This window comes from Stenotrophomonas indicatrix, from assembly GCF_002750975.1.
Taxonomy (GTDB): Bacteria; Pseudomonadota; Gammaproteobacteria; order Xanthomonadales; family Xanthomonadaceae; genus Stenotrophomonas; species Stenotrophomonas indicatrix.
The window spans coordinates 400,764-420,092 of record NZ_PEJS01000002.1 but is presented as its reverse complement, the minus strand read 5'-3'; the positions used below and the strand labels follow the sequence as shown (position 1 = coordinate 420,092).

Sequence of the window (19,329 nt, the reverse complement as noted above, 5' to 3'; positions counted from 1 at the left end):
AATGATTCTGGCAACGTATCGCTTGCTTTAAAACAATTAATAGTTGCTTGATCAAACGTCTGCAAGATGGACAATCATCCTTCCTGCAGGCGCCTTCACAAGATACCTGCGCATACTTTCAAAGATCCTGGGAAGTGGCCTCAACGCCATTCCCGTGTGCTGCGAAGTTTCCTTCGTAGCGAGCCGCCTATTATGCCGGACTTTTCGAGTCCGTCAACACCTTTCGTTCGATCATCTCGTTCGTCGGTGGTGGCGTCCCTTGTGTCGCTGAAGCCCCTTGTTGGCGACCCCTGCGACGGGGGAGGGAAAGTATGTCCCTATTCGCGGCCTTTGTGAAGGGGGTGTGGCAACTTTTTTCATCGGATGTTGCATCCGTTCATGCAAAGGCGCCGCCACAGGCCCCGCGAACAGCGGCAGAGCGTCAGCGCCGCGATGCAGGAGCAGAAGCAGGGGCCGGCTGCGCCGGCCCCTGCCTCAGGTCAGGCAGCGACCAGGCGCACGCGGGCGAAGGTGCGCTTGCCGACCTGCAGCAGCCCCTCGAAGCCGGGCTGCAGTACCTGTTGGCCGTCTTCCACCACTTCACCGTCCACCTTCACCGCACGCTCCTTGAGCTTGCGGTTGGCCTCGGAGTTGCTCGGGGTCAGGCCGGCGGCGGTCAGCAGGGCCGCGATGCGCAGGCCCTCGGCCGGGATGGCCACATCCTGCAGCGGCAGCTGGGTGATGTCGCCCTGCCCGGTAACGGCAGCTTCCCAGCCGGCAATCGCCTGCTCTGCCGCTGCGGCATCGTGGAACCGGGTAGCCAGTTCGCGGGCCAAGCGCAGCTTGACCACGCGCGGATTCAGGCCGGCGGCGATCTGCTCGCGCAGGGAGGCCGCTTCGGCCTGGCTGATATCGAAGGACAGCAGCTCGATCCAACGCCACATCAGGGCATCATCGACCTTCATGGTCTTGGTGACGATGTCGATGGCCGGCTCGCTGATGCCGATGTAGTTGCCCAGCGACTTGGACATCTTGTTGACGCCGTCCAGGCCTTCCAGCAGCGGCATGGTCAGCACCACCTGCGGCTTCTGGCCGTGGTGTTCCTGCAGGCCACGGCCCATCAGCAGGTTGAACTTCTGGTCGGTACCGCCCAGCTCGACGTCCGCTTCCAGGGCCACCGAGTCGTAGCCCTGCACCAGCGGGTACAGGAATTCGTGGATGGCGATGGACTGCTGGGCGGCGTAGCGCTTGGCGAAGTCGTCGCGCTCGAGCATGCGTGCCACGGTGTGCTGGCCGGCCAGGCGGATCATGTCGGCCGCGCTCATCTTGCCGAACCACTCCGAATTGAAGCGGACCTCGGTGCGGCTGCGGTCCAGCACCTTGAACACCTGCTCCTCGTAGGTACGGGCGTTGGCCAGCACGTCGTCACGGCTGAGCGGCTTGCGCGTCAGGCTCTTGCCGGAGGGGTCGCCGATCATGCCGGTGAAGTCGCCGATCAGGAAAATGACCTGGTGGCCGAGGTCCTGGAACTGACGCATCTTGTTCAGCAGCACCGTGTGGCCCAGGTGCAGGTCAGGCGCGGTGGGGTCGAAGCCGGCCTTGATGCGCAGCGGGCGGCCTTCCTGCAGGCGCGCGCGCAGATCCTCGAGCTTGAGGATCTCGTCGGCACCGCGGCCGATCAGGGCAAGGGCTTCTTCAATCGAGGACACGTGACTACTCCCGGCAACGCCGTTTCTTATGTGGGGTGTTAAAGCGAAGTTAACCCGATCGGCTTCACAAAAGCCAATAGGCACAAGGGTTTGACGCGAATTTGTTAGGTGTCTATGTTACCGGCGTTTGGGCCCGCGTTCCCGGGTCAGCCAGAGACCGACATCTGATGCTCAATTCCGATCAAGGCCGCGCTCGCAAGCAGCGCTTCCAGGAACGACTCCACGTCCTGCACGACAACGCCCTGCACCGGAAGCTGAGGCAACACCTTCCCGCTGCGTTCAATGAGCGCTGGACGCGGCGTCATTGGATGCACGCCAGCCTGTTTGTGACCATTGGCGCGCTGGTGGCCACGATCGTGCCGGGCTTCTCGCACACCATCGATGCGCCCTACGCCGACAGCCACACCAGCCTGGCACTGCCGTTGCCGCCGTTGGCAATGGCCCGCCAGCAGCAGATCCCCGGCGACAGCTGGCAGGTGCTGCGGGTGCAGCGCGGGCAGACCCTGAGCGACCTGTTCGACAAGGCCGGCATCTCCGCCACCACCCTGCACCGGGTGCTGGACCATCCGGGTGCGCGCGAATCGCTGACCAAGCTGCGCCCGGGTGCCGAGATCGCCTTCGACATGCCGCTGTCCGGTGACCTGCGCAGCATCCGCTTCGACCGCGATGCCGACAACCGGGTCGAACTGAGCCTGAGCGGCGATGACATCAAGGAAACGGTGACCAAGCGCGAGACATCCACGCGCACGGTGGTCACCAGCGGCGAGATCACCAGTTCGCTGTATGCGGCCGCGCGCCGCGCCGGACTGTCACCGTCGGCGATCGCGACGATGACCGACGACATCTTCAAGTACGACATCGACTTCTCCAAGGACCTGCAGCCGGGCGACCGCTTCAGCGTGGTGATGGATGAGACCTGGCGCGAGGGCGAGAAGGTCGATACCAGCAAGATCCTGGCGGCGACCTTCACCACCGGCGGCAAGACCTATTCCGGCTTCCGCTTCGACCGCAACGGCAAGTCCGAGTACTACGACATCAGCGGCCGTTCGCTGAAGAAGAGCTTCATCCGCATGCCGATCCCGTTCGCACGGCTGAGTTCGACCTTCGGCGCGCGCAAGCACCCGGTGCTGGGCAAGATGCGCATGCACAAGGGCGTGGACTACGCCGCGCGCACCGGTACCCCGATCATGGCCGCCGGCGATGCGCGGGTGCAGTTCGTCGGCGTGCAGCGCGGTTATGGCAACGTGGTGATCCTCGACCACGGCCGTGGCCACACCACCCTGTACGGCCATATGTCGCGCTTTGCCGGGATCAAGAATGGCCAGCGCGTGGCCCAGGGCACGGTGATCGGCTACGTCGGCTCGACCGGCCTGGCGACCGGCCCGCACCTGCACTACGAATTCCGCGTCAATGGCGAGCACCGCAACCCGCTGACGGTGACCATGCCGCCGCCGGAGCCGCTGAAGGGCGCCGAGCTGGTGGCCTTCCGGGCGCAGACCGCGCCGGCGATGGCCCGCATCCAGGGCATGGAGAAGCTGATCTACGCCGACGCCAGCCCCGCGCCGGCCGCCGAAAGCGCGAGCACCGAGGTGGCCAGCGCCAAGGACAAGGCGCCGGCAGGCCGCAAGCGCGGCTGAGCCCTGCGTTGACGAAGGAGGACACGGCAGCACAAGCTTGCCGTGTCCTTTTTTTATGCCCGCCATGAACACCACTGCCGATCCGTCCCTTCCCCTCTACCTGGGCCTGATGTCGGGCACCAGCGCTGACGGCATCGATGCCGCGCTGGTGCAGTTCCCGGCCGATGGGGGGTGCCGCTTCGTGCACGGGCTGACCGCCCGCTGGGAGCCGGTGCTGCGGGCGCGGCTGGTAGCCCTCGGCGAAGGCGGCCCGCTGCAGTCGCTGGAGGAACTGGGCGAACTGGACGCGCGGATTGCGATCAGCTTCGCCGCCGCCGCCAACCAGCTGCTGGAAGAAGCCGGTGTCGACCGTTCGCAGGTACGAGCCATCGGCTCGCACGGGCAGACGGTGCGCCATCGACCGTTGGCCCACCCGGCCTTCACCGTGCAGCTGGGCGACGGCAACCGCATCGCCGAGCTGACCGGCATCACCACCGTGTGCGATTTCCGCCGCCGTGACGTTGCCGCCGGCGGCCATGGCGCGCCGCTGATGCCGGCTTTCCACCTGGACATGCTGGGTGCGGCCGATGAGGACCGTGCGGTGCTGAACCTGGGCGGGATCGCCAACCTGACCCTGATCCCACGCGAAGGCGTCGTGCGTGGCTTCGATACCGGCCCGGCCAACGCGCTGATGGATGCCTGGTGCCAACGCCATACCGGGCGCAGCTTCGATGCTGACGGCGCCTACGCAGCCAGCGGTGCGGTGGATGACAGCCTGCTGGCCGGCTGGCGCGCGGACCCGTGGTTCGCGCTGCCGCCGCCCAAGAGCACCGGGCGCGAGCAGTTCCACCTGCCGTGGGCCGAAGCACACATGGAGGAAGGCCAGTTCGCCGCAGCCGATGTGCAGGCGACACTGCTGGAGCTGACCGCGGCGACGGTGGTTGATGCGCTGCTGGCCCAGCAGCCGCACACCCGGCGGGTGCTGGTGTGCGGCGGTGGCGTGCGCAATACGCAGTTGATGCGGCGGCTGGCGGCGCGGTTGCCGGGCGTGGTGGTGGAGTCAACGGCGCTGCACGGGCTGGACCCGGAGTATGTGGAGGCGATGGGGTTTGCCTGGCTCGCGCAGCGGACGATGGACGGGCTGCCGGGCAACCTGCCGAGCGTGACCGGGGCGACGGGGCCGCGGATTCTCGGGGCGATCCATCCGGCGTGAGGTGGCGCCATCCGCCGGGCATGGCCCGGCGCTACCCGTCGGCGACGCGCGGTAGCGCCGGGCCATGCCCGGCGACCCGACATCAGATCAATCGAAGCCCTGGCCGGCCGGCAGCGCCTGCAGTGCGGCGATCGCGTCGGAAAGCGCGTCGACTTCGGGATCGCCGAAGCCGGAGCGGACCTCCAGTTCACTGCTGAACAGGCCCTGCTCCAGCAGGACCGCGCAGGTCTGTTCGTGGGTCCAGCCACGGGCCACCGAGACCCGTTTGATGCGTTCCAGCAGCAGCGGGTCCAGGTCCCGCAGCACTACGTCGGCCATGCTCACTTCCCCGTTCGCAAGGCACCGCCCCCTCGGCGCGTCGGGGCGATCATCCCGCAGTAAGCGCACACAGGCAATCAGGCGGCGGGGGACGGCCCACGATCAACGATGCGTGGCCACAGCCAGGCCAGCAGCAGCATGGTGGGCACCACCGTGACGGCGCTGAGCATGAAGAAGGTGCTGTACGAGGTGGCCTCCACGATGTAACCGGAAACGCCGCCGACGAACTTGCCCGGCAGGTTGGCCAGCGATACCAGCAGGGCATACTGGGTTGCGGTGAAGTTGCGATCGGTCAGCGAAGACATGAAAGCCACCAGCACCGTGCCGGCAAAGCCCTGGAACAGGTTGTCGGCGCTGAGCGCGGCGTAGAACGCCCACAACTGCCCCGGATTGTGCGCCATCAGCAGGAAGGCCAGATTCGACAGGGCCACACCCAGCGCCGCGACAAGCAGCATCCGGCGGAAACCGAAGGCGGCGACGGCGATACCGCCAAGGAACGCCCCACCAATACCCATCCACACGCCGAACAGCTTGGAGACCGTAGCGATGTCGGCCTTGTCGAAGCCCGAATCCAGATAGAAAGGTCCGGCCATCACGCCGATGACCTGGTCGGGAAACTTGAAGAACCCGACGAACGCCAGCAGCGCCAGCGCCAGTGCCATGCCGTTGCGGGTGAAGAAGCTGGTGATCGGCTGTACGAACGCTTCGGCAATGTCGATGCGACGCTGCACGGCGTTGGCCGGGCGCTCCGGTTCGCGGCAGAACAGCGTGGTGATGATCGGCAGGATCATCAGTGCGGCCATGGCCAGATAGGCAATGATCCAGCCTTCGAACTGTGCCAGGTACAAGGCGCCGGCACCGGCCAGGATCAGGCCGATGCGATAGCCCAGCGTGTACGTGGCGGCCAACGCGGCCTGCGCGGTCTGCGGCGCGATCTCGATGCGGTAGGCGTCGACCACTGAATCCTGGGTGGCACCTGCAAACGATGCCACCAATACCCAGGCCACCAGCGGCCACACGCCCTGCTCTGGCCGCACGAACGCCAGTGCCACCAGGCCCACCAGTACCAGGATCTGCGAGACCAGCAGCCACGAGCGGCGGCGACCGAGGAACCCCAGCAACGGAAACGCGTAGCGATCCAGCAGGGGTGCCCAGACGAACTTGAGCAGGTAGAAGAAGCTGGCCAGGCTGATCAGGCCGATGCTGCCCAGATCGAGGCCGACATCGCGCAGACGGGTGGACAGGGTCTGCGAGGCGATCAGCAGGAACGGCAGGCCACTACCGAAGCCCAGCAGGGCCATGGTCAGCGCCGAGGGCGTACCGAACGCACGCTTGATGCCGGCCCAGCCCTTGTAGCCGGCTGGCTTGGCAGCCTCGGTCACAGGTCGTAATCCACGATGAACGGCGCGTGGTCGGAGAAGCGCTGGTCGCGGTAGATCGAGCAGCTGCGCAGGCGGTCACGCAGGCCCGGGGTGATGAACTGGTAGTCGATGCGCCAACCAACGTTGTTGGCGCGGGCGGCGCCACGGTTGCTCCACCAGGTGTAGTCCTCGCCGGTCGGGTTGAGCAGGCGGTAGGCATCGGCCCAGCCGCGACCAGCGCCCACATCGGTGGCCTGGCCATGGTCGGCACACAGGGCATTGAGCCAGTCGCGTTCCTCGGGCAAGCAGCCGGAGTTCTTCTGGTTGGACTTCCAGTTCTTGATGTCCAGCGCCGAGCGGACGATGTTCCAGTCGCCACACAGCACGTAGTCGCGGCCACTGCGCGCCCATTCCTCGAGGATCGGCCGCAGCCACTCCATCACTTCAAACTTGAAGCCCTGGCGCAGGTCGCCCGAACTGCCGGACGGGATATAGAAGGAGACCACGCTGAGGTTGCCGAAGCGGGCCTCGATGTAGCGGCCTTCGTCGTCGAACGGGGCCCAGCCCAGCGAGGTGATGACCTGGTCCGGTTCGCGCTTGCTGTAGATCGCCACGCCGCTGTAGCCCTTCTTGGTGATGGCATCGCGGTAGAAGCAATGGTGGCCGTCCGGGCGGAACATCGGGTCGGTCAGCTGGTCTTCCTGGGCCTTGGTCTCCTGGATGCAGAGGACGTCGGCGTCCTGGCCACGGAACCAGTCGAGGAAGCCCTTGGTGGCGGCCGAGCGGATGCCATTGGCGTTGAAGCTGATGATGCGCATGCGGAAGAACCTACGGCGGGAAACCGGGCAAGCATACCGGTTGCCTGCCGGGCTGAGCAGCCCGCGGGGGCAGCTGCCGATACCTGCGTGAAGGGGCCGGACGAGCGCAGAAAGCCCAGCTGGATTAGGATTTGCGCTCCAAATGAAGATGAATCGAGTTTTGATGAGCGACCACCGTCACCGTTTCCTGCAGCTGGCCCTGACCGCCGACGCCCTGCGCTTCGGCCAGTTCACCCTCAAGTCCGGCCGGCTGAGCCCCTATTTCTTCAACGCCGGCCGTTTCGACTCCGGTTCCCTGCTGTCGCAGCTGGGTGCGTGCTATTCCGACGCCATCGACGCCACCGGGATCAAGTACGACGTGGTGTTCGGCCCGGCCTACAAGGGCATTCCGCTGGCCACCGCAATGGCCTGCGAGCTGGCCCAGCGTGGCCGCGACCTGCCGCTGTCGTTCAACCGCAAGGAAGTGAAGGACCATGGTGAAGGCGGCCAGTTGATCGGCGCCGACATGACCGGCAAGCGCGTGCTGATCGTCGACGACGTGATCACCGCCGGCACCGCCATCCGCGAGGCGCTGGCGATCATCCGCGCTGCGGGCGGTATTCCGGCCGGCATCGTGGTCGCCCTGGACCGCCAGGAGATCGCCTCGGACAGCGACCATCGCTCCGCCGCACAGGCCGTGGCCGAAGAAGCCGGCATCCCGGTGATCGCCGTGGCGACGCTGGCCGACCTGCTTGATTTCGCGTCCGGAAATCCGGAACTTGTAGGCTACCGGCAGCCGCTGGAGGCCTATCGCGCCCAGTACGGCGTCCGTTCCACGCGCTGACCACCAGGGGGAAGGTCGCATGTTCCGAGTTCCTGCCATCGTTGCTGCCAGCCTGCTGCTGGTGATGCCGCAGACGCTGCTGGCACAGTCCAGCGGCAAGGCCGCAGACAAGAAGCTGTACTGCTGGAACGAGGGCAAGGAGCGGATCTGCAGCGACGCGCTGCCGGCCGATGCGGTCAACCACGCCCGTGATGAGTTCAGCGCCAACAGCGGCCTGCGCAACGCGCAGGTGCAGCGCGCGTTGAGCGATGAGGAACGCGCTGCCGCCAGCACGGCGGCGGCGCAGGTCCAGCTGGACCAGATGGCCGAGCAGACCCGGCAGCGTACCGAACAGGCGATGCTGACCACCTACGGTGATGAGAATGCGCTGCGACGCGTGTTCGCCGAGCGCCAGGAGGTGCTCGACAACAACCTCAAGACCGCCCAGTACAACGTGGCCAGCCTGCGCGAATCGCTGGTGGCCCTGCTTGCTGCCGCCGGCGACCGCGAACTGGCCGGCGGCAAGGTGGCCGACAAGCAGGCCCAGGCGATCGGCCAGCGCCATGCGCAGCTGCAGTCGCAGCAACGGCTGCTGGCCAGTTTCGAACAGCAGCAGCAGGCATTGAAGGTCGAAATCGAAAGCAGCCTGCAGCGCTATCGGCAGCTGAAGGGATTGGCGCCGGTGGACGTGCCGGCACAGACCCCGGCGGGTTGAGCGGCGCGCTGCTCGCCCGGCATGGCCCGGCGCTGCCGCTTGCCGGGTTACGGCCTGGACCCTGAAATTTATGCACTCTTTACGCGTCGGCCCTGTCCGGCGCGTAGTGCGTTTATGGGGGCGGGGACGACGATGACGGCCTGAGGTGGAGGGGTTCCACCAGGTCTCAAATTCCATGTCCCCCTGGCTGTCGTTGCTGTGTGGCGTGCTGGTGCTGGTTGCCGCCGCCTATCTTCTTTATGTCGTGCTGCGGCCCGAGTCGTTCTGAGCGGAGCCTGCCATGACTGAAATTCTTGCCATTCTTGCCGCCAGCCTGCTGCTGGCCTGGCCCCTGGGCCTGTACCTCGCCCGGGTGATGCGCGGCACGCCGATGAAGGTCGACGTGCTGTTCCACTGGATCGAAAAGCCGCTGTACAAGGTGCTCGGCGTTGATCCTTCACGTTCGATGTCCTGGCGGGGCTACGTGCTGGCATTCGTGCTCAGCAACGTGGTGATCGCGGTGCTGACACAGGCCGTGTTCATGACCCAGGCGTGGTTGCCGTTGAATCCGGACCAGATCCCGAACATGCGCTGGGACACGGCGCTGCACACGATGATCTCGTTCCTGACCAACACCAACCAGCAGCACTATTCCGGCCAGGCCCAGCTGTCCTACTTCTCGCAGATGACCGGCATCACCGGCCTGCAGGTGGTGACGCCGATGATGGGCCTGGCGCTGGCCGTGGCCACGTTGCGTGCATTGTTCTCGCGCGCGCCGAAATCGGTCACCGCGCCCGCCGCGGGCGATGACCGCCAGGTGGCGGTGGGCAATTACTACGCCGACGTCGTGCGCCTGTGCGTGCGCTTCCTGCTGCCGCTGTGCCTGGTATGGACGCTGCTGCTGACCAGCCAGGGCGTGCCCTCCACGATGGCCGGTGGCCCCCAGGCCACGCCGATCGATGCCAGTGCCGGCATGGCGCAGCAGAAGCTGCCGCTGGGCCCGGTTGCGGCGATGGTCGCGGCCAAACAGCTGGGCGCCAACGGCGGCGGCTGGTATGGCCCGAACAGCAGCTTCCCGCTGGAGAACCCGACCCCGGTGTCGAACATGCTGGAGGTGATCGGCATCCTGCTGGTGCCGATGGCGGTGATCTTCATGATCGGCGCGTTCACCGGGCGCCGTCGTTTCGGCGCGCTGGTGTTCAGCTGCATGCTCGGCATGTCGCTGCTGTCCACCGGTGCGATGGTATGGAGCGAAGGCCATAGCGCGAGCGCGGCCACGCCGCTGCTGATGGAAGGCAAGGAAGTACGCTTCGGCGCCGATGGCACCGCGCTGTGGGCGGCGGTGACCACCCAGGTCTCCAACGGTTCGGTCAACGGCATGCACGATTCGCTGAGCCCGCTGTCTGGCGGCCTGGCGATGGTCAACATGCTGGTCAGCGCGATCTGGGGCGGCATCGGCTGCGGCCTGCAGCAGTTCATCGTGTACCTGCTGCTGGGTGTGTTCCTGGCCGGGCTGATGACCGGCCGTACACCGGAACTGTTCGGCCGCAAGCTGGAAACGCCGCAGGTGCGCCTGCTGGCACTGCTGGTGCTGCTGCAGCCGATCACCCTGCTGCTGTTCACCGCGATCACGCTGGCCGTGCCGGGTCTGGCGGGCACCTCCAATCCCGGCTTCCATGGCATCAGCCAAGTGTTCTACGAGTACGTCTCGGCCTACGCCAACAACGGCTCGGGCTTCGAGGGACTGGGTGACGCCACGCCCTGGTGGAACCTGAGCTGCTCGCTGGTGCTGCTGCTGGGCCGCTTCCCGCTGCTGATCATCCCGCTGGTGGTGGCCGCACAGCTGGCCGCCAAGCGGCAGGCCCCTGAATCGGCCGGCAGCCTGCAGATCGAAACCCCGACGTTCGCCCTGACCCTGGTCTCGGTGATCGTCATCCTGACCGTGCTGCAGTTCATGCCGGCGCTGGTACTCGGCCCGATCGCCGACCACCTGAGCCTGGGACTGCACTGAGGACACCCCATGAGTAGTCACGCAACCGCAAACCGTTCCTCTTCCGTGGCTTCCCGCCCGGCCCTGCTCGATGCCGCCGGCCTGCGCCGCGCGCTCATCGAGGCCGTACGCAAGCTGTCGCCGATGCATCTGGTGCGCAGCCCGGTGATGGCGGTGGTGATGGCCGGCACGATCGTCGCCGCGATCATCACCCTGACCGGCAATGCACCACTGGGCTTCGGCCTGGCGGTGACCGCGATCCTGCTGGTCACCGTGCTGTTCGGCAATTTCGCCGAGGCCGTGGCCGAAGCACGTGGCCGTGGCCAGGCCGCCTCGCTGCGCCGCGCCCGCCAGGACCTGGTGGCGCGTCGTCTGGCGTCGGCGCAGGCCGGTGCCAGCGAGACCCAGGTGCCCGCCGCGGAACTGCGCCCCGGTGATCATGTGATCGTCAGTGCCGGCGAGCTGGTGCCGGCCGACGGCGAGATCGTGCAGGGCCTGGCCACCATCAACGAAGCGGCGGTGACCGGCGAGTCGGCACCGGTGCTGCGCGAGGCGGGTACTGATCGCTCCGGCGTGATCGGCGGCACCAAGGTGCTGTCCGACCAGATCGTCGTACGCATCACTGCCGAGCCGGGACACAGCTTCCTGGACCGCATGATCGCGCTGGTGGAAGGCGCCAACCGTCAGAAGACCCCGAATGAAATCGCGCTGACCCTGCTGCTGGCGGCGATGACGCTGACCTTCCTGGTGGTGGTGGCGACGCTGCCGGCGATCGGTGCGTCGGTGGGCGTCAAGGTGGATCCGCTGCTGCTGATCGCGCTGCTGGTGTGCCTGATCCCGACCACCATCGGTGGCCTGCTGCCGGCCATCGGCATCGCCGGCATGAACCGCGCGCTGGCGGCCAACGTGCTGGCCAAGTCGGGCAAGGCGGTGGAAGTGGCCGGTGACGTCGACGTGCTGCTGCTCGACAAGACCGGCACCATCACCTACGGCGACCGCCAGGCCAGCCACTTCCACGCACTGGCCGGAATCGACGCCGACCAGCTGCGTGAGGCGGCGCTGCTGTCATCGCTGGCCGACCCGACCCCGGAAGGCAAGTCGATCGTGCGCCTGGCCCGCGAACAGGGCTGCACCACCGCCGAGCCGGACCAGGCCGACTACCTGGCCTTCAGTGCGCAGACCCGCATGTCCGGTGTCGACCTGGTGCACGGCCGGCAGATCCGCAAGGGCGCTGCCGATGCGATCCGTGCCCATGTGCAGGCGCTCGGCGGCACCGTACCGGCCGAACTGGCCGGGCGCGTGGACCAGGTCGCGCGCAACGGTGCCACGCCGCTGGTGGTGGCCGAGGGTCGCCATGTGCTGGGCGTGATCGAGCTGTCGGACGTGGTCAAGCACGGCATGCGCGAGAAGTTCGCACAGCTGCGGGCGATGGGCATCCGCACGGTGATGATCACCGGTGACAACCCGCTGACGGCTGCTGCCATCGCCGCCGAAGCCGGTGTGGATGACTACATCGCCGAGGCACGGCCCGAGGACAAGCTGGCCCGCATCCGTGCCGAGCAGGCCGGTGGCCGCCTGGTGGCGATGGTCGGCGACGGTACCAACGATGCGCCGGCGCTGGCCCAGGCCGACATCGGCCTGGCGATGAATTCGGGCACGCAGGCGGCCAAGGAAGCCGGCAACATGGTCGATCTGGATTCGGATCCGGCCAAGCTGCTGGCGGTGGTGGAGGTGGGCAAGCAGCAGCTGATCACCCGCGGCGCGCTGACCACGTTCTCGCTGGCCAACGATGTGTCCAAGTACTTCGCGATCCTGCCGGCGTTGTTTGCCGCCACCGTGCCTGCGATGGCCGCGCTGAACGTGATGCAGCTGTCGAGCCCGCGCAACGCGGTGCTGGCGGCGCTGATCTTCAATGCCCTGGTGATTCCCGCCCTGATCCCGCTGGCGTTGCGCGGTGTGCGCTTCCGCCCGGCCACCGCAACGGCGCTGCTGCGCCGGAACATGCTGGTGTACGGCCTGGGTGGCGTGCTGCTGCCGTTCGCGGCGATCAAATTGATCGACCTCCTTCTTGTCCTGGTATTCGGCGCATGAACCGTTCTGACTCCCCTTCCCTTTCCCGCGAGCTGAAGGGCGAGGCGCGCGTGGCCACGCTGCAGGATGGCGCCAGCTGGCGCCCGGCCATCGGCCTGGGCGTGGCCACCCTGCTGCTGGCCGGTGCGGTCTACGCCGGCATCGCCACCGGTTTTGCCGGCCTGTCCTTCCCGGCGCAGGCCGAAGGCAGCCTGCTGCGCGATGGCAGCGGCCAGGTGCGTGCGTCGGCATGGCTGTCGCAGCCGTTCACCGGCGATGGCTACTTCCAGGCGCGACCGTCGGCCGCCAACTACGACCCGATGGCGGCGGCCGGCTCCAACCTGGCCCGCAGCAACCCGGCGCTGGCCGAGCGTGTGGCGGCGAGCACCGCAGCAGTGGCCGCGCGCGAAGGCGTAACGCCCGCGCAGGTGCCTGCCGATCTGGTCACCCAGTCCGGCGGCGGGCTGGATCCGCAGTTGTCGCCGGCGGCAGCGCAGCTGCAGGTGGCCCGGGTGGCGCGTGCGCGTGGCCTGCCCGTCGAGCAGGTGCAGGCACTGGTGAAGGCCAACACGCAGGGCCGGCAATGGGGCGTATTCGGCCAGCCACGGGTGAACGTGGTGACGCTGAACTTCGCACTGGACCACGCGGCACGCGCGCCGTGATGCAGGGCTGCACCCGCTGCGCGCACAATGGCGGCCATGACAGCGGCTCCCATGACTGATCTGCGGACCCGCCAGGCCAACGCCCTGGTGGAAGGACTGCAACGCGAAGCCGGTGGCAAGCTCACCGTGTTCCTGGGCGCTGCGCCCGGCGTCGGCAAGACCTACGCCATGCTGACCCGCGCGCAGGAACAGCTGCGCCGTGGCGTGGACCTGGTGGTCGGGCTGGTGGAGACCCATGGCCGTGCCGATACCCAGGCCCTGCTGGAAGGCCTGCCACGGCTGCCGCTGAAGGACGTGGCCTACCATGGCCACGACCTGCAGGAGATGGACCTGGACGCCGTGCTGGCGAGAAAACCAGCGCTGGTGCTGGTGGACGAGCTGGCCCATCGCAATGCGCCGGGCAGCCGCCACGAACGGCGCTGGCAGGACGTGATGGAACTGCTGGACGCCGGCATCGACGTCTGGACCACGGTCAACATCCAGCATCTGGAAAGCCTCAACGATGTGGTGATGCGCATCACCGGCGTGCGTGTCAGCGAGACCGTGCCCGATGGCGTGCTCGACCGCCTGCATGACATCGTGCTGGTCGACCTGCCGCCGCGCGAACTGATCGCGCGCCTGCAGCAGGGCAAGGTGTACGTGCCCGAGCAGGCCGCGCAGGCCCTGCAGGCGTTCTTCTCGCCGGCCAACCTGACCGCATTGCGCGAGCTGGCGATGCAGGAGGCCGCCGACCGTGTCGACAGCAGCCTGCGCGAAGCCCGCGCCGCGCGCGGCGAGAGCAATCTGCCGTTGCGGCGTGGCGTGCTGGTGGCGATCGACGGCGGTGGCCAGAGCGAATACCTGGTGCGGGTGGCACGGCGCATCGCCGAACGCCGCGATGCACCGTGGACGGTGGTGACGGTGCAGGGGCGCCGCCAGGACGAAGCGACCCGGCGCGAGATCGATGCTGCGTTCGCGCTGGCCCGCCGCCTCGGCGGCGAAGCCGAGCTGCTGCATGGTTCAAGCATCGCCGATGCATTGCTCGACCACGCCGCGCACAACGGCGTATCGACGCTGGTGCTGGGGCGTACCCGCGAACGGCCGCTGGCGCGGATGTTCAACCGCACCCTGACCCAGCAGCTGATCCAGCGCGGCGCGCACTACGAGATCACCATCATCAGCACGCCGCAGGCGCGTGCGCGTTCCCGTCGAGAGGGGCTGCTGCCACCGATGCGCGGGGGCAGCCACGAGCCGTTGCAGGCCCTGATCGCCACCGCCCTTGCCTGCGCGGTGGCGTGGCTGGTCGAACGCTGGGTGGGCATGGCCGATCTGTCGATGGTGTTCATCGTGGCGGTGGTGCTGGTGGCTGCACGTACCCGCGCCAGCGTCGCGGTGATGGCGGCGATCCTGTGTTTTCTCGCTTACAACTTCCTGTTCATCGCGCCGCGCTTCACCTTCGCCATCGGCGCGCGGCAGGGCGTGATCACCGTGTTCCTGTTCCTGGCAGCGGCGCTGGTGGCCGGACGCCTGGCGTCGCGCCTGCGCATGCAGGTGATCGCATTGCGCGCGGCCAACCGCCATGCACGCGCACGCCAGCAGCTGGGCCGGCAGCTGGCCAGCGCGGCCGGCAATGGTGAAGTGGCACAGGCCGGCCGGCATGCGCTGGAACAGGCCATGGACGTACCGGCCTGGCTGCGGATCGGCGCCGATACCGCCGCCGGTGGCCGCAGCCTGCCCGGTGATACCGATCTGGCGGCGGCCGACTGGGCCCTGCGCCATGGCCAGCCCAGTGGCCGCTTCACCGATACCCTGGCCGGCGCGCAATGGTGGTTCCTGCCGCTGCTGGACGGCGAAGACCGCGCGATCGGCGTGGCCGGCCTGTACCTGCCGGGTGCGCAGGCGCGGCTGCTGCCCGAACAGCGCCAGCTGGCCGAAGCGATGGTCGACGACATCGCCCAGGCCGCGTTGCGCACGCGCCTGGTGGCCGAGCTGGAACAGGCGCATGTGAGCAACGAGACCGAGCGGCTGCGCTCTGCCCTGCTTTCCTCGGTGTCGCACGACCTGCGTTCGCCGCTGGCAGCGATGATCGGCTCGGCCGACAGCCTGGCCAGCTACGGGACGGCGATGGATCTGGCCGACCGCCGCGCGTTGCTGGACACCATCCTGGTCGAAGGCGAGCGCCTGGACCGTTACATCCAGAACCTGCTGGACATGACCCGGTTGGGCCACGAGGGCCTGAAGATCAACCGCGACTGGATAGGCGTGGACGAGCTGATCGGTTCGGCCGCCCGACGCCTGCAGCGCTACCAGCCGAAGGTGCGGCTGGAGCTGGATATTCCGGCAACGCTGGCACCGATATGGGTGCATCCGGCACTGGTGGAACAGGCGGTGTTCAACGTGATGGAGAACGCTGCCAAGTTCTCGCCAGCCGATGCCGCCGTGCAGGTGCTGGCGCGCGAACTGGACGGTCAGCTGCGCATCGACGTGATCGATGCCGGCCCCGGCATTCCCGACGACGAGCGCGCGCGCATCTTCGACATGTTCTACAGCGTCGAACGCGGCGACCGCGGCCGCCACGGCACCGGCCTGGGCCTGACCATCTGCCAGGGGATGATCGGCGCACACGGCGGCAGCGTGCAGGCGCTGCCCGGGCGCGACGGTCGCGGTACCCTGATCCGCATTACCCTGCCCCTGCTCAAGCCAGCCTCCCACGATGAGTCCGACCCCGACTGATGCCAGCGCGCCGGCCCCGCGCGTGCTGGTGATCGACGATGAAACCCAGATCCGCCGGTTCCTGGACATCAGCCTGCGCGCACAGGGCTACCAGGTGCGCCAGGCCGCGACCGGCCAGGAAGGCCTGCAGATGGCCGCCAGCGAGGACATGGACCTGGTGATCCTGGACATCGGCCTGCCGGACATGGAAGGCCACGAGGTACTGGAGCAGCTGCGGCAGTGGAGCCAGGTGCCGGTGATCATGCTGACCGTGCGTGCCGGCGAAACCGAGAAAGTGCGTGCACTGGACAACGGCGCCAACGACTATGTGACCAAGCCCTTCGGCACCCAGGAACTGATGGCGCGGGTGCGGGCGCTGCTGCGCACACGCAGTGTGCCGACCGATGGCACGCCGCCGGTGTTCGACGATGGCCACCTGCACGTGGACCTGGTGCGCCGTGAAGTGGCGATCGATGGCGAGCTGGTGGCATTGACCCGCAAGGAGTACGCATTGCTGTCGCTGCTGCTGCGCAATGCCGGGCGGGTGGTCACCCAGCCACAGATCCTGCAGGAAATCTGGGGGCCCACCCACCAGCACGACACCCACTACCTGCGCATCCTGGTCGGCAAGCTGCGGCACAAGCTGGGCGACTCGGCGCTGGATTCGCGCTACCTGTTCACCGAACCGGGCGTGGGGCTGCGGTTCAAGGGGTGAGGCGTGCCGACCCACGGTCGGCACCCACCAGCCAAGTAGATCCACGCCATGCGCGGATGGACATCATCGAAGAGCATCCACGCATGGCGTGGATCTACTGTGTCGACCAAGGTCGACACCCACCAACAGCACCGGGAAATTGTCAGAGGTGGGGCGGTGTCGGAGTGCGGGGTGTCAGCCGCATGGATGCGGCTGCCAAGCCTACAAGGACGTACTTGCGGCGTCCCCGCACTCCGACACCGCTCCACCAACCCACGGAGTGCCCGCTGTTGCTGTTGAGGTTGCCGGCCAGCGGCCGGCACTACCGCGGGTGCCGGGCGCAGCCCGGCCTCACCTCAGAACCCCAGCGGGGTGTCGCCCAGCACTGGCTGCAGCTGGCTGCGGAACAGCGCCTGGATACGCTCCAGTGCTGCTTCGTCGTTGCCTTCGAAACGCAGCACCAGCACCGGCGTGGTGTTGGAGGCGCGAACCAGGCCCCAGCCGTCGGCGAAGTCCACCCGCAGGCCGTCGATGGTCGACAGGCGGCCGCCGACATACGGGTTGTCCGGCGACTGCGCAGCGGCCACCAGCATCGCCACCAACGCATGCGGGGTGCCCTCGGCCACCGGCACCTTCAGCTCCGGCGTCGCCACCATTTCCGGCAGTTCGGCCAGCACTTCGTCCGGCGTTTCCTCGCGCTGGGCGAGGATCTCCAGCAGGCGTGCAGCGGCGTACAGGCCATCGTCAAAGCCGAACCAGCGTTCCTTGAAGAAGAAGTGGCCGCTCATCTCGCCCGCCAGTTCGGCGTCGGTCTCGCGCATCTTCGCCTTCATCAGCGAGTGCCCGGTCTTCCACATCAACGGGCTGCCGCCGTTGCGCAGCACGTGATCGGACAACCTGCCGGTGCACTTCACGTCGTAGATCACCATCGCGCCCGGGTTGCGCATCAGCACGTCGGCGGCGAACAGCATCAGCAGACGGTCGGCGTAGATGATCTTGCCTTCACTGGTGACCACGCCAAGGCGATCGCCATCACCATCGAACGCCACGCCGAGGTCGGCGCCAAAGCGCTTGACCGTCTGCACCAGGTCTTCCAGGTTGGCCGGCTCGCTGGGATCGGGGTGGTGGTTGGGGAAGGTGCCGTCGACATCGCAGTACAACGGGATGACTTCTGCGCCGATCGCTTCCAGCAGCTGCGGGGCGAAGGCACCGGCCACGCCGTTGCCCGCGTCGGCCACCACTTTCAGTGGGCGGTCCAGCTGCACGTCATCGGCAATACGCTGGATGTAATCGGCGGCGACCTCGCGCTGCTGGTAATCACCCGGCTCCGCAGCCTGCACCAGACGGCCTTCGACAATGCGCTGGTAAAGGTCGGTGATCGCATCGCCGGACAGGGTCTCACCACCGATGACGATCTTGAAACCGTTGTAGTCCGGCGGATTGTGGCTGCCGGTGACCGCTACACAGGTACCGGTGCGCAGATGGAAGGCGGCGAAATACACCACCGGGGTCGGCGCCAGGCCGATATCGATGACCGCACAGCCGGCGCGCCGCAGGCCTTCGGCAAGACCGGCCGACAGTTCGGGACCGGACAAGCGCCCATCGCGACCGATCACCACCTCGCGCAGGCCCTGCTCAAGGGCGACCGTGCCGATGGCCTGGCCGATCAGCGCGGCGGTGCGCGCCGTCAGCTGGCTGCCCACGACGCCGCGGATGTCGTAGGCGCGGAAGATGCCTGCAGCCAGCTCGTCGGCCGGAACCGGTGGCGGCGGAGGTGGCGCAGCCTCGGCCACCGTCTCGCCGGGCACAGTTGGCGGGACCATCTGCAGGCTTTCGCGCAGGGTCGGGCCATGATCGGCGTCGGCCACCGCGCTGCGCCGGCTGGGCAGCGGCAGTGATTTCGGCAGCCGGCCACGACCTACCACCAGCAGTACCGCGATGAAGCCCAGCAGCAGGGCGACAATCGCGCTGGCCAGGGCTCCCAGCCCCAGCGGGCCGGGTTCCACATTGGGCACCCCGGCGGCCAGCCGCAACGGCGTTCCCGCCACCGGGCGCGCCATTGCTTCGGCGCTCTCGGACAGGCCGGTATCGCCCTGCACCACGATGTTGTGTGCTCCCTGGCGCAGCGCCAGGAAGCCATTGCCGGGGGCGCTCACCTGATCCAGCGGCGCGGTCAACCGCAGCAGCGGCTGGCGGACATACACCACCGCCGGCCCGACACCGGCCAGTTGCACCGGCGCGGCCAGACCCAGGCGGTTGCCGCCGCCATCGCGGACCACGCGCAGGGTTGCCTTGCCTTCGGCCAGCGCAGATTCCAGCAGGGCCAGGCGTGCGAATCCAAAAGTGGCCGCATCGGCATAGCCTGCGGCCAGGTCAGCGCCCAGCACCTCCACCTGCTCGACGCCGGTCCAACTTTCCCGCAGCGCCAGCGCGGCGCCGGCGGCATCACCGGCCTGCAGCGCCTGCTGCACGCGGTCGCCCTTCAACTGCTGCTGCAGCTGCTGCAACTGGCCGGAGGCCGCCTGCTGCAGCCCTTGCACGGCCTGGTCGCGGGCCTGTTCCAGCGCGTCCCCGCTGGCGGCCTGCCGCCACTGCTGTACCGCGCTCCAGCCGAACCAGGCGGCCAGCAGTACCAGCAGCACGCCCAGCAATGGCGCGCTGCGTCCCAACGTCGTTCCCCGCTGTGCTTCCCCGATGCCGCTCATCGATGTC

At 67.7% G+C, this 19,329-nt stretch carries 15 protein-coding genes; 10 read left to right on the top strand and 5 right to left on the bottom strand.

What is annotated here, in order from left to right; genetic code table 11:
* Window positions 1-479 precede the first annotated feature (479 nt).
* Window positions 480-1,688 carry a tyrosine--tRNA ligase gene (gene tyrS, locus CR918_RS20930; RefSeq protein WP_032977018.1) on the bottom strand — a complete coding sequence of 403 codons (1,209 nt, stop codon included), beginning with the start codon at window positions 1,686-1,688 and terminating at the stop codon, window positions 480-482.
* Between the two features lie 167 nt (window positions 1,689-1,855).
* Between tyrS and CR918_RS20925 the strand changes: the two genes are divergently transcribed.
* On the top strand, window positions 1,856-3,325 hold the full coding sequence (locus CR918_RS20925; RefSeq protein ID WP_025879426.1) for a M23 family metallopeptidase: 1,470 nt from the start codon (window positions 1,856-1,858) through the stop codon (window positions 3,323-3,325).
* Between the two features lie 64 nt (window positions 3,326-3,389).
* A complete protein-coding gene (locus CR918_RS20920; protein ID WP_099844684.1) occupies window positions 3,390-4,517 on the top strand; it encodes an anhydro-N-acetylmuramic acid kinase in 1,128 nt (375 codons plus the stop codon).
* 87 nt (window positions 4,518-4,604) lie between these two features.
* Here CR918_RS20920 and CR918_RS20915 read toward each other — a convergent pair whose 3' ends face one another.
* From CR918_RS20915 to CR918_RS20905, 3 genes are all read right to left on the bottom strand, one after another.
* Window positions 4,605-4,835 carry a hypothetical protein gene (locus CR918_RS20915; RefSeq protein WP_025879428.1) on the bottom strand — a complete coding sequence of 77 codons (231 nt, stop codon included), beginning with the start codon at window positions 4,833-4,835 and terminating at the stop codon, window positions 4,605-4,607.
* 77 nt (window positions 4,836-4,912) lie between these two features.
* Entirely contained in the window at window positions 4,913-6,217 is a 1,305-nt protein-coding gene (locus CR918_RS20910) for an AmpG family muropeptide MFS transporter (RefSeq protein ID WP_032977021.1), read from the bottom strand.
* On the bottom strand, window positions 6,214-7,014 hold the full coding sequence (locus CR918_RS20905) for an exodeoxyribonuclease III (protein WP_032977024.1): 801 nt from the start codon (window positions 7,012-7,014) through the stop codon (window positions 6,214-6,216). The genes CR918_RS20910 and CR918_RS20905 overlap by 4 nt, the downstream gene beginning before the upstream one ends.
* 163 nt (window positions 7,015-7,177) lie before the next feature.
* Between CR918_RS20905 and pyrE the strand changes: the two genes are divergently transcribed.
* From pyrE to CR918_RS20865, 8 genes are all read left to right on the top strand, one after another.
* A complete protein-coding gene (gene pyrE, locus CR918_RS20900) occupies window positions 7,178-7,837 on the top strand; it encodes an orotate phosphoribosyltransferase (RefSeq protein ID WP_025879424.1) in 660 nt (219 codons plus the stop codon).
* A 19-nt stretch (window positions 7,838-7,856) separates the two neighbouring features.
* Complete coding sequence (locus CR918_RS20895) at window positions 7,857-8,531, top strand: hypothetical protein (RefSeq protein ID WP_025879423.1); 675 nt, start codon at window positions 7,857-7,859, stop codon at window positions 8,529-8,531.
* Window positions 8,532-8,706: 175 nt separating this feature from the next.
* Complete coding sequence (locus CR918_RS20890) at window positions 8,707-8,799, top strand: potassium-transporting ATPase subunit F (protein ID WP_005407770.1); 93 nt, start codon at window positions 8,707-8,709, stop codon at window positions 8,797-8,799.
* Window positions 8,800-8,811: 12 nt separating this feature from the next.
* Window positions 8,812-10,521 (top strand): potassium-transporting ATPase subunit KdpA, encoded by a 1,710-nt coding sequence (kdpA, locus tag CR918_RS20885; protein ID WP_032977028.1) that lies wholly within the window; start codon window positions 8,812-8,814, stop codon window positions 10,519-10,521.
* 9 nt (window positions 10,522-10,530) lie between these two features.
* Window positions 10,531-12,591 carry a potassium-transporting ATPase subunit KdpB gene (gene kdpB, locus CR918_RS20880; RefSeq protein ID WP_033832832.1) on the top strand — a complete coding sequence of 687 codons (2,061 nt, stop codon included), beginning with the start codon at window positions 10,531-10,533 and terminating at the stop codon, window positions 12,589-12,591.
* Window positions 12,588-13,232, top strand: a complete 645-nt coding sequence (kdpC, locus tag CR918_RS20875; protein ID WP_099844683.1) for a potassium-transporting ATPase subunit KdpC — start codon at window positions 12,588-12,590, stop codon at window positions 13,230-13,232. The genes kdpB and kdpC overlap by 4 nt, the downstream gene beginning before the upstream one ends.
* A 51-nt stretch (window positions 13,233-13,283) precedes the next feature.
* Window positions 13,284-15,944: a sensor histidine kinase gene (locus tag CR918_RS20870; protein ID WP_099844682.1), complete on the top strand. Its 2,661-nt coding sequence runs from the start codon at window positions 13,284-13,286 to the stop codon at window positions 15,942-15,944.
* Window positions 15,925-16,638, top strand: coding sequence for a response regulator transcription factor (locus tag CR918_RS20865; protein ID WP_025879418.1), 714 nt, complete (start codon window positions 15,925-15,927; stop codon window positions 16,636-16,638). Before CR918_RS20870 ends, CR918_RS20865 begins: the two co-directional genes overlap by 20 nt.
* A 335-nt stretch (window positions 16,639-16,973) precedes the next feature.
* Here the strand turns inward: CR918_RS20865 and CR918_RS20860 are convergent, their stop codons facing one another.
* Complete coding sequence (locus tag CR918_RS20860; protein WP_032977032.1) at window positions 16,974-19,322, bottom strand: phosphomannomutase/phosphoglucomutase; 2,349 nt, start codon at window positions 19,320-19,322, stop codon at window positions 16,974-16,976.
* Between the last annotated feature and the right edge of the window lie 7 nt (window positions 19,323-19,329).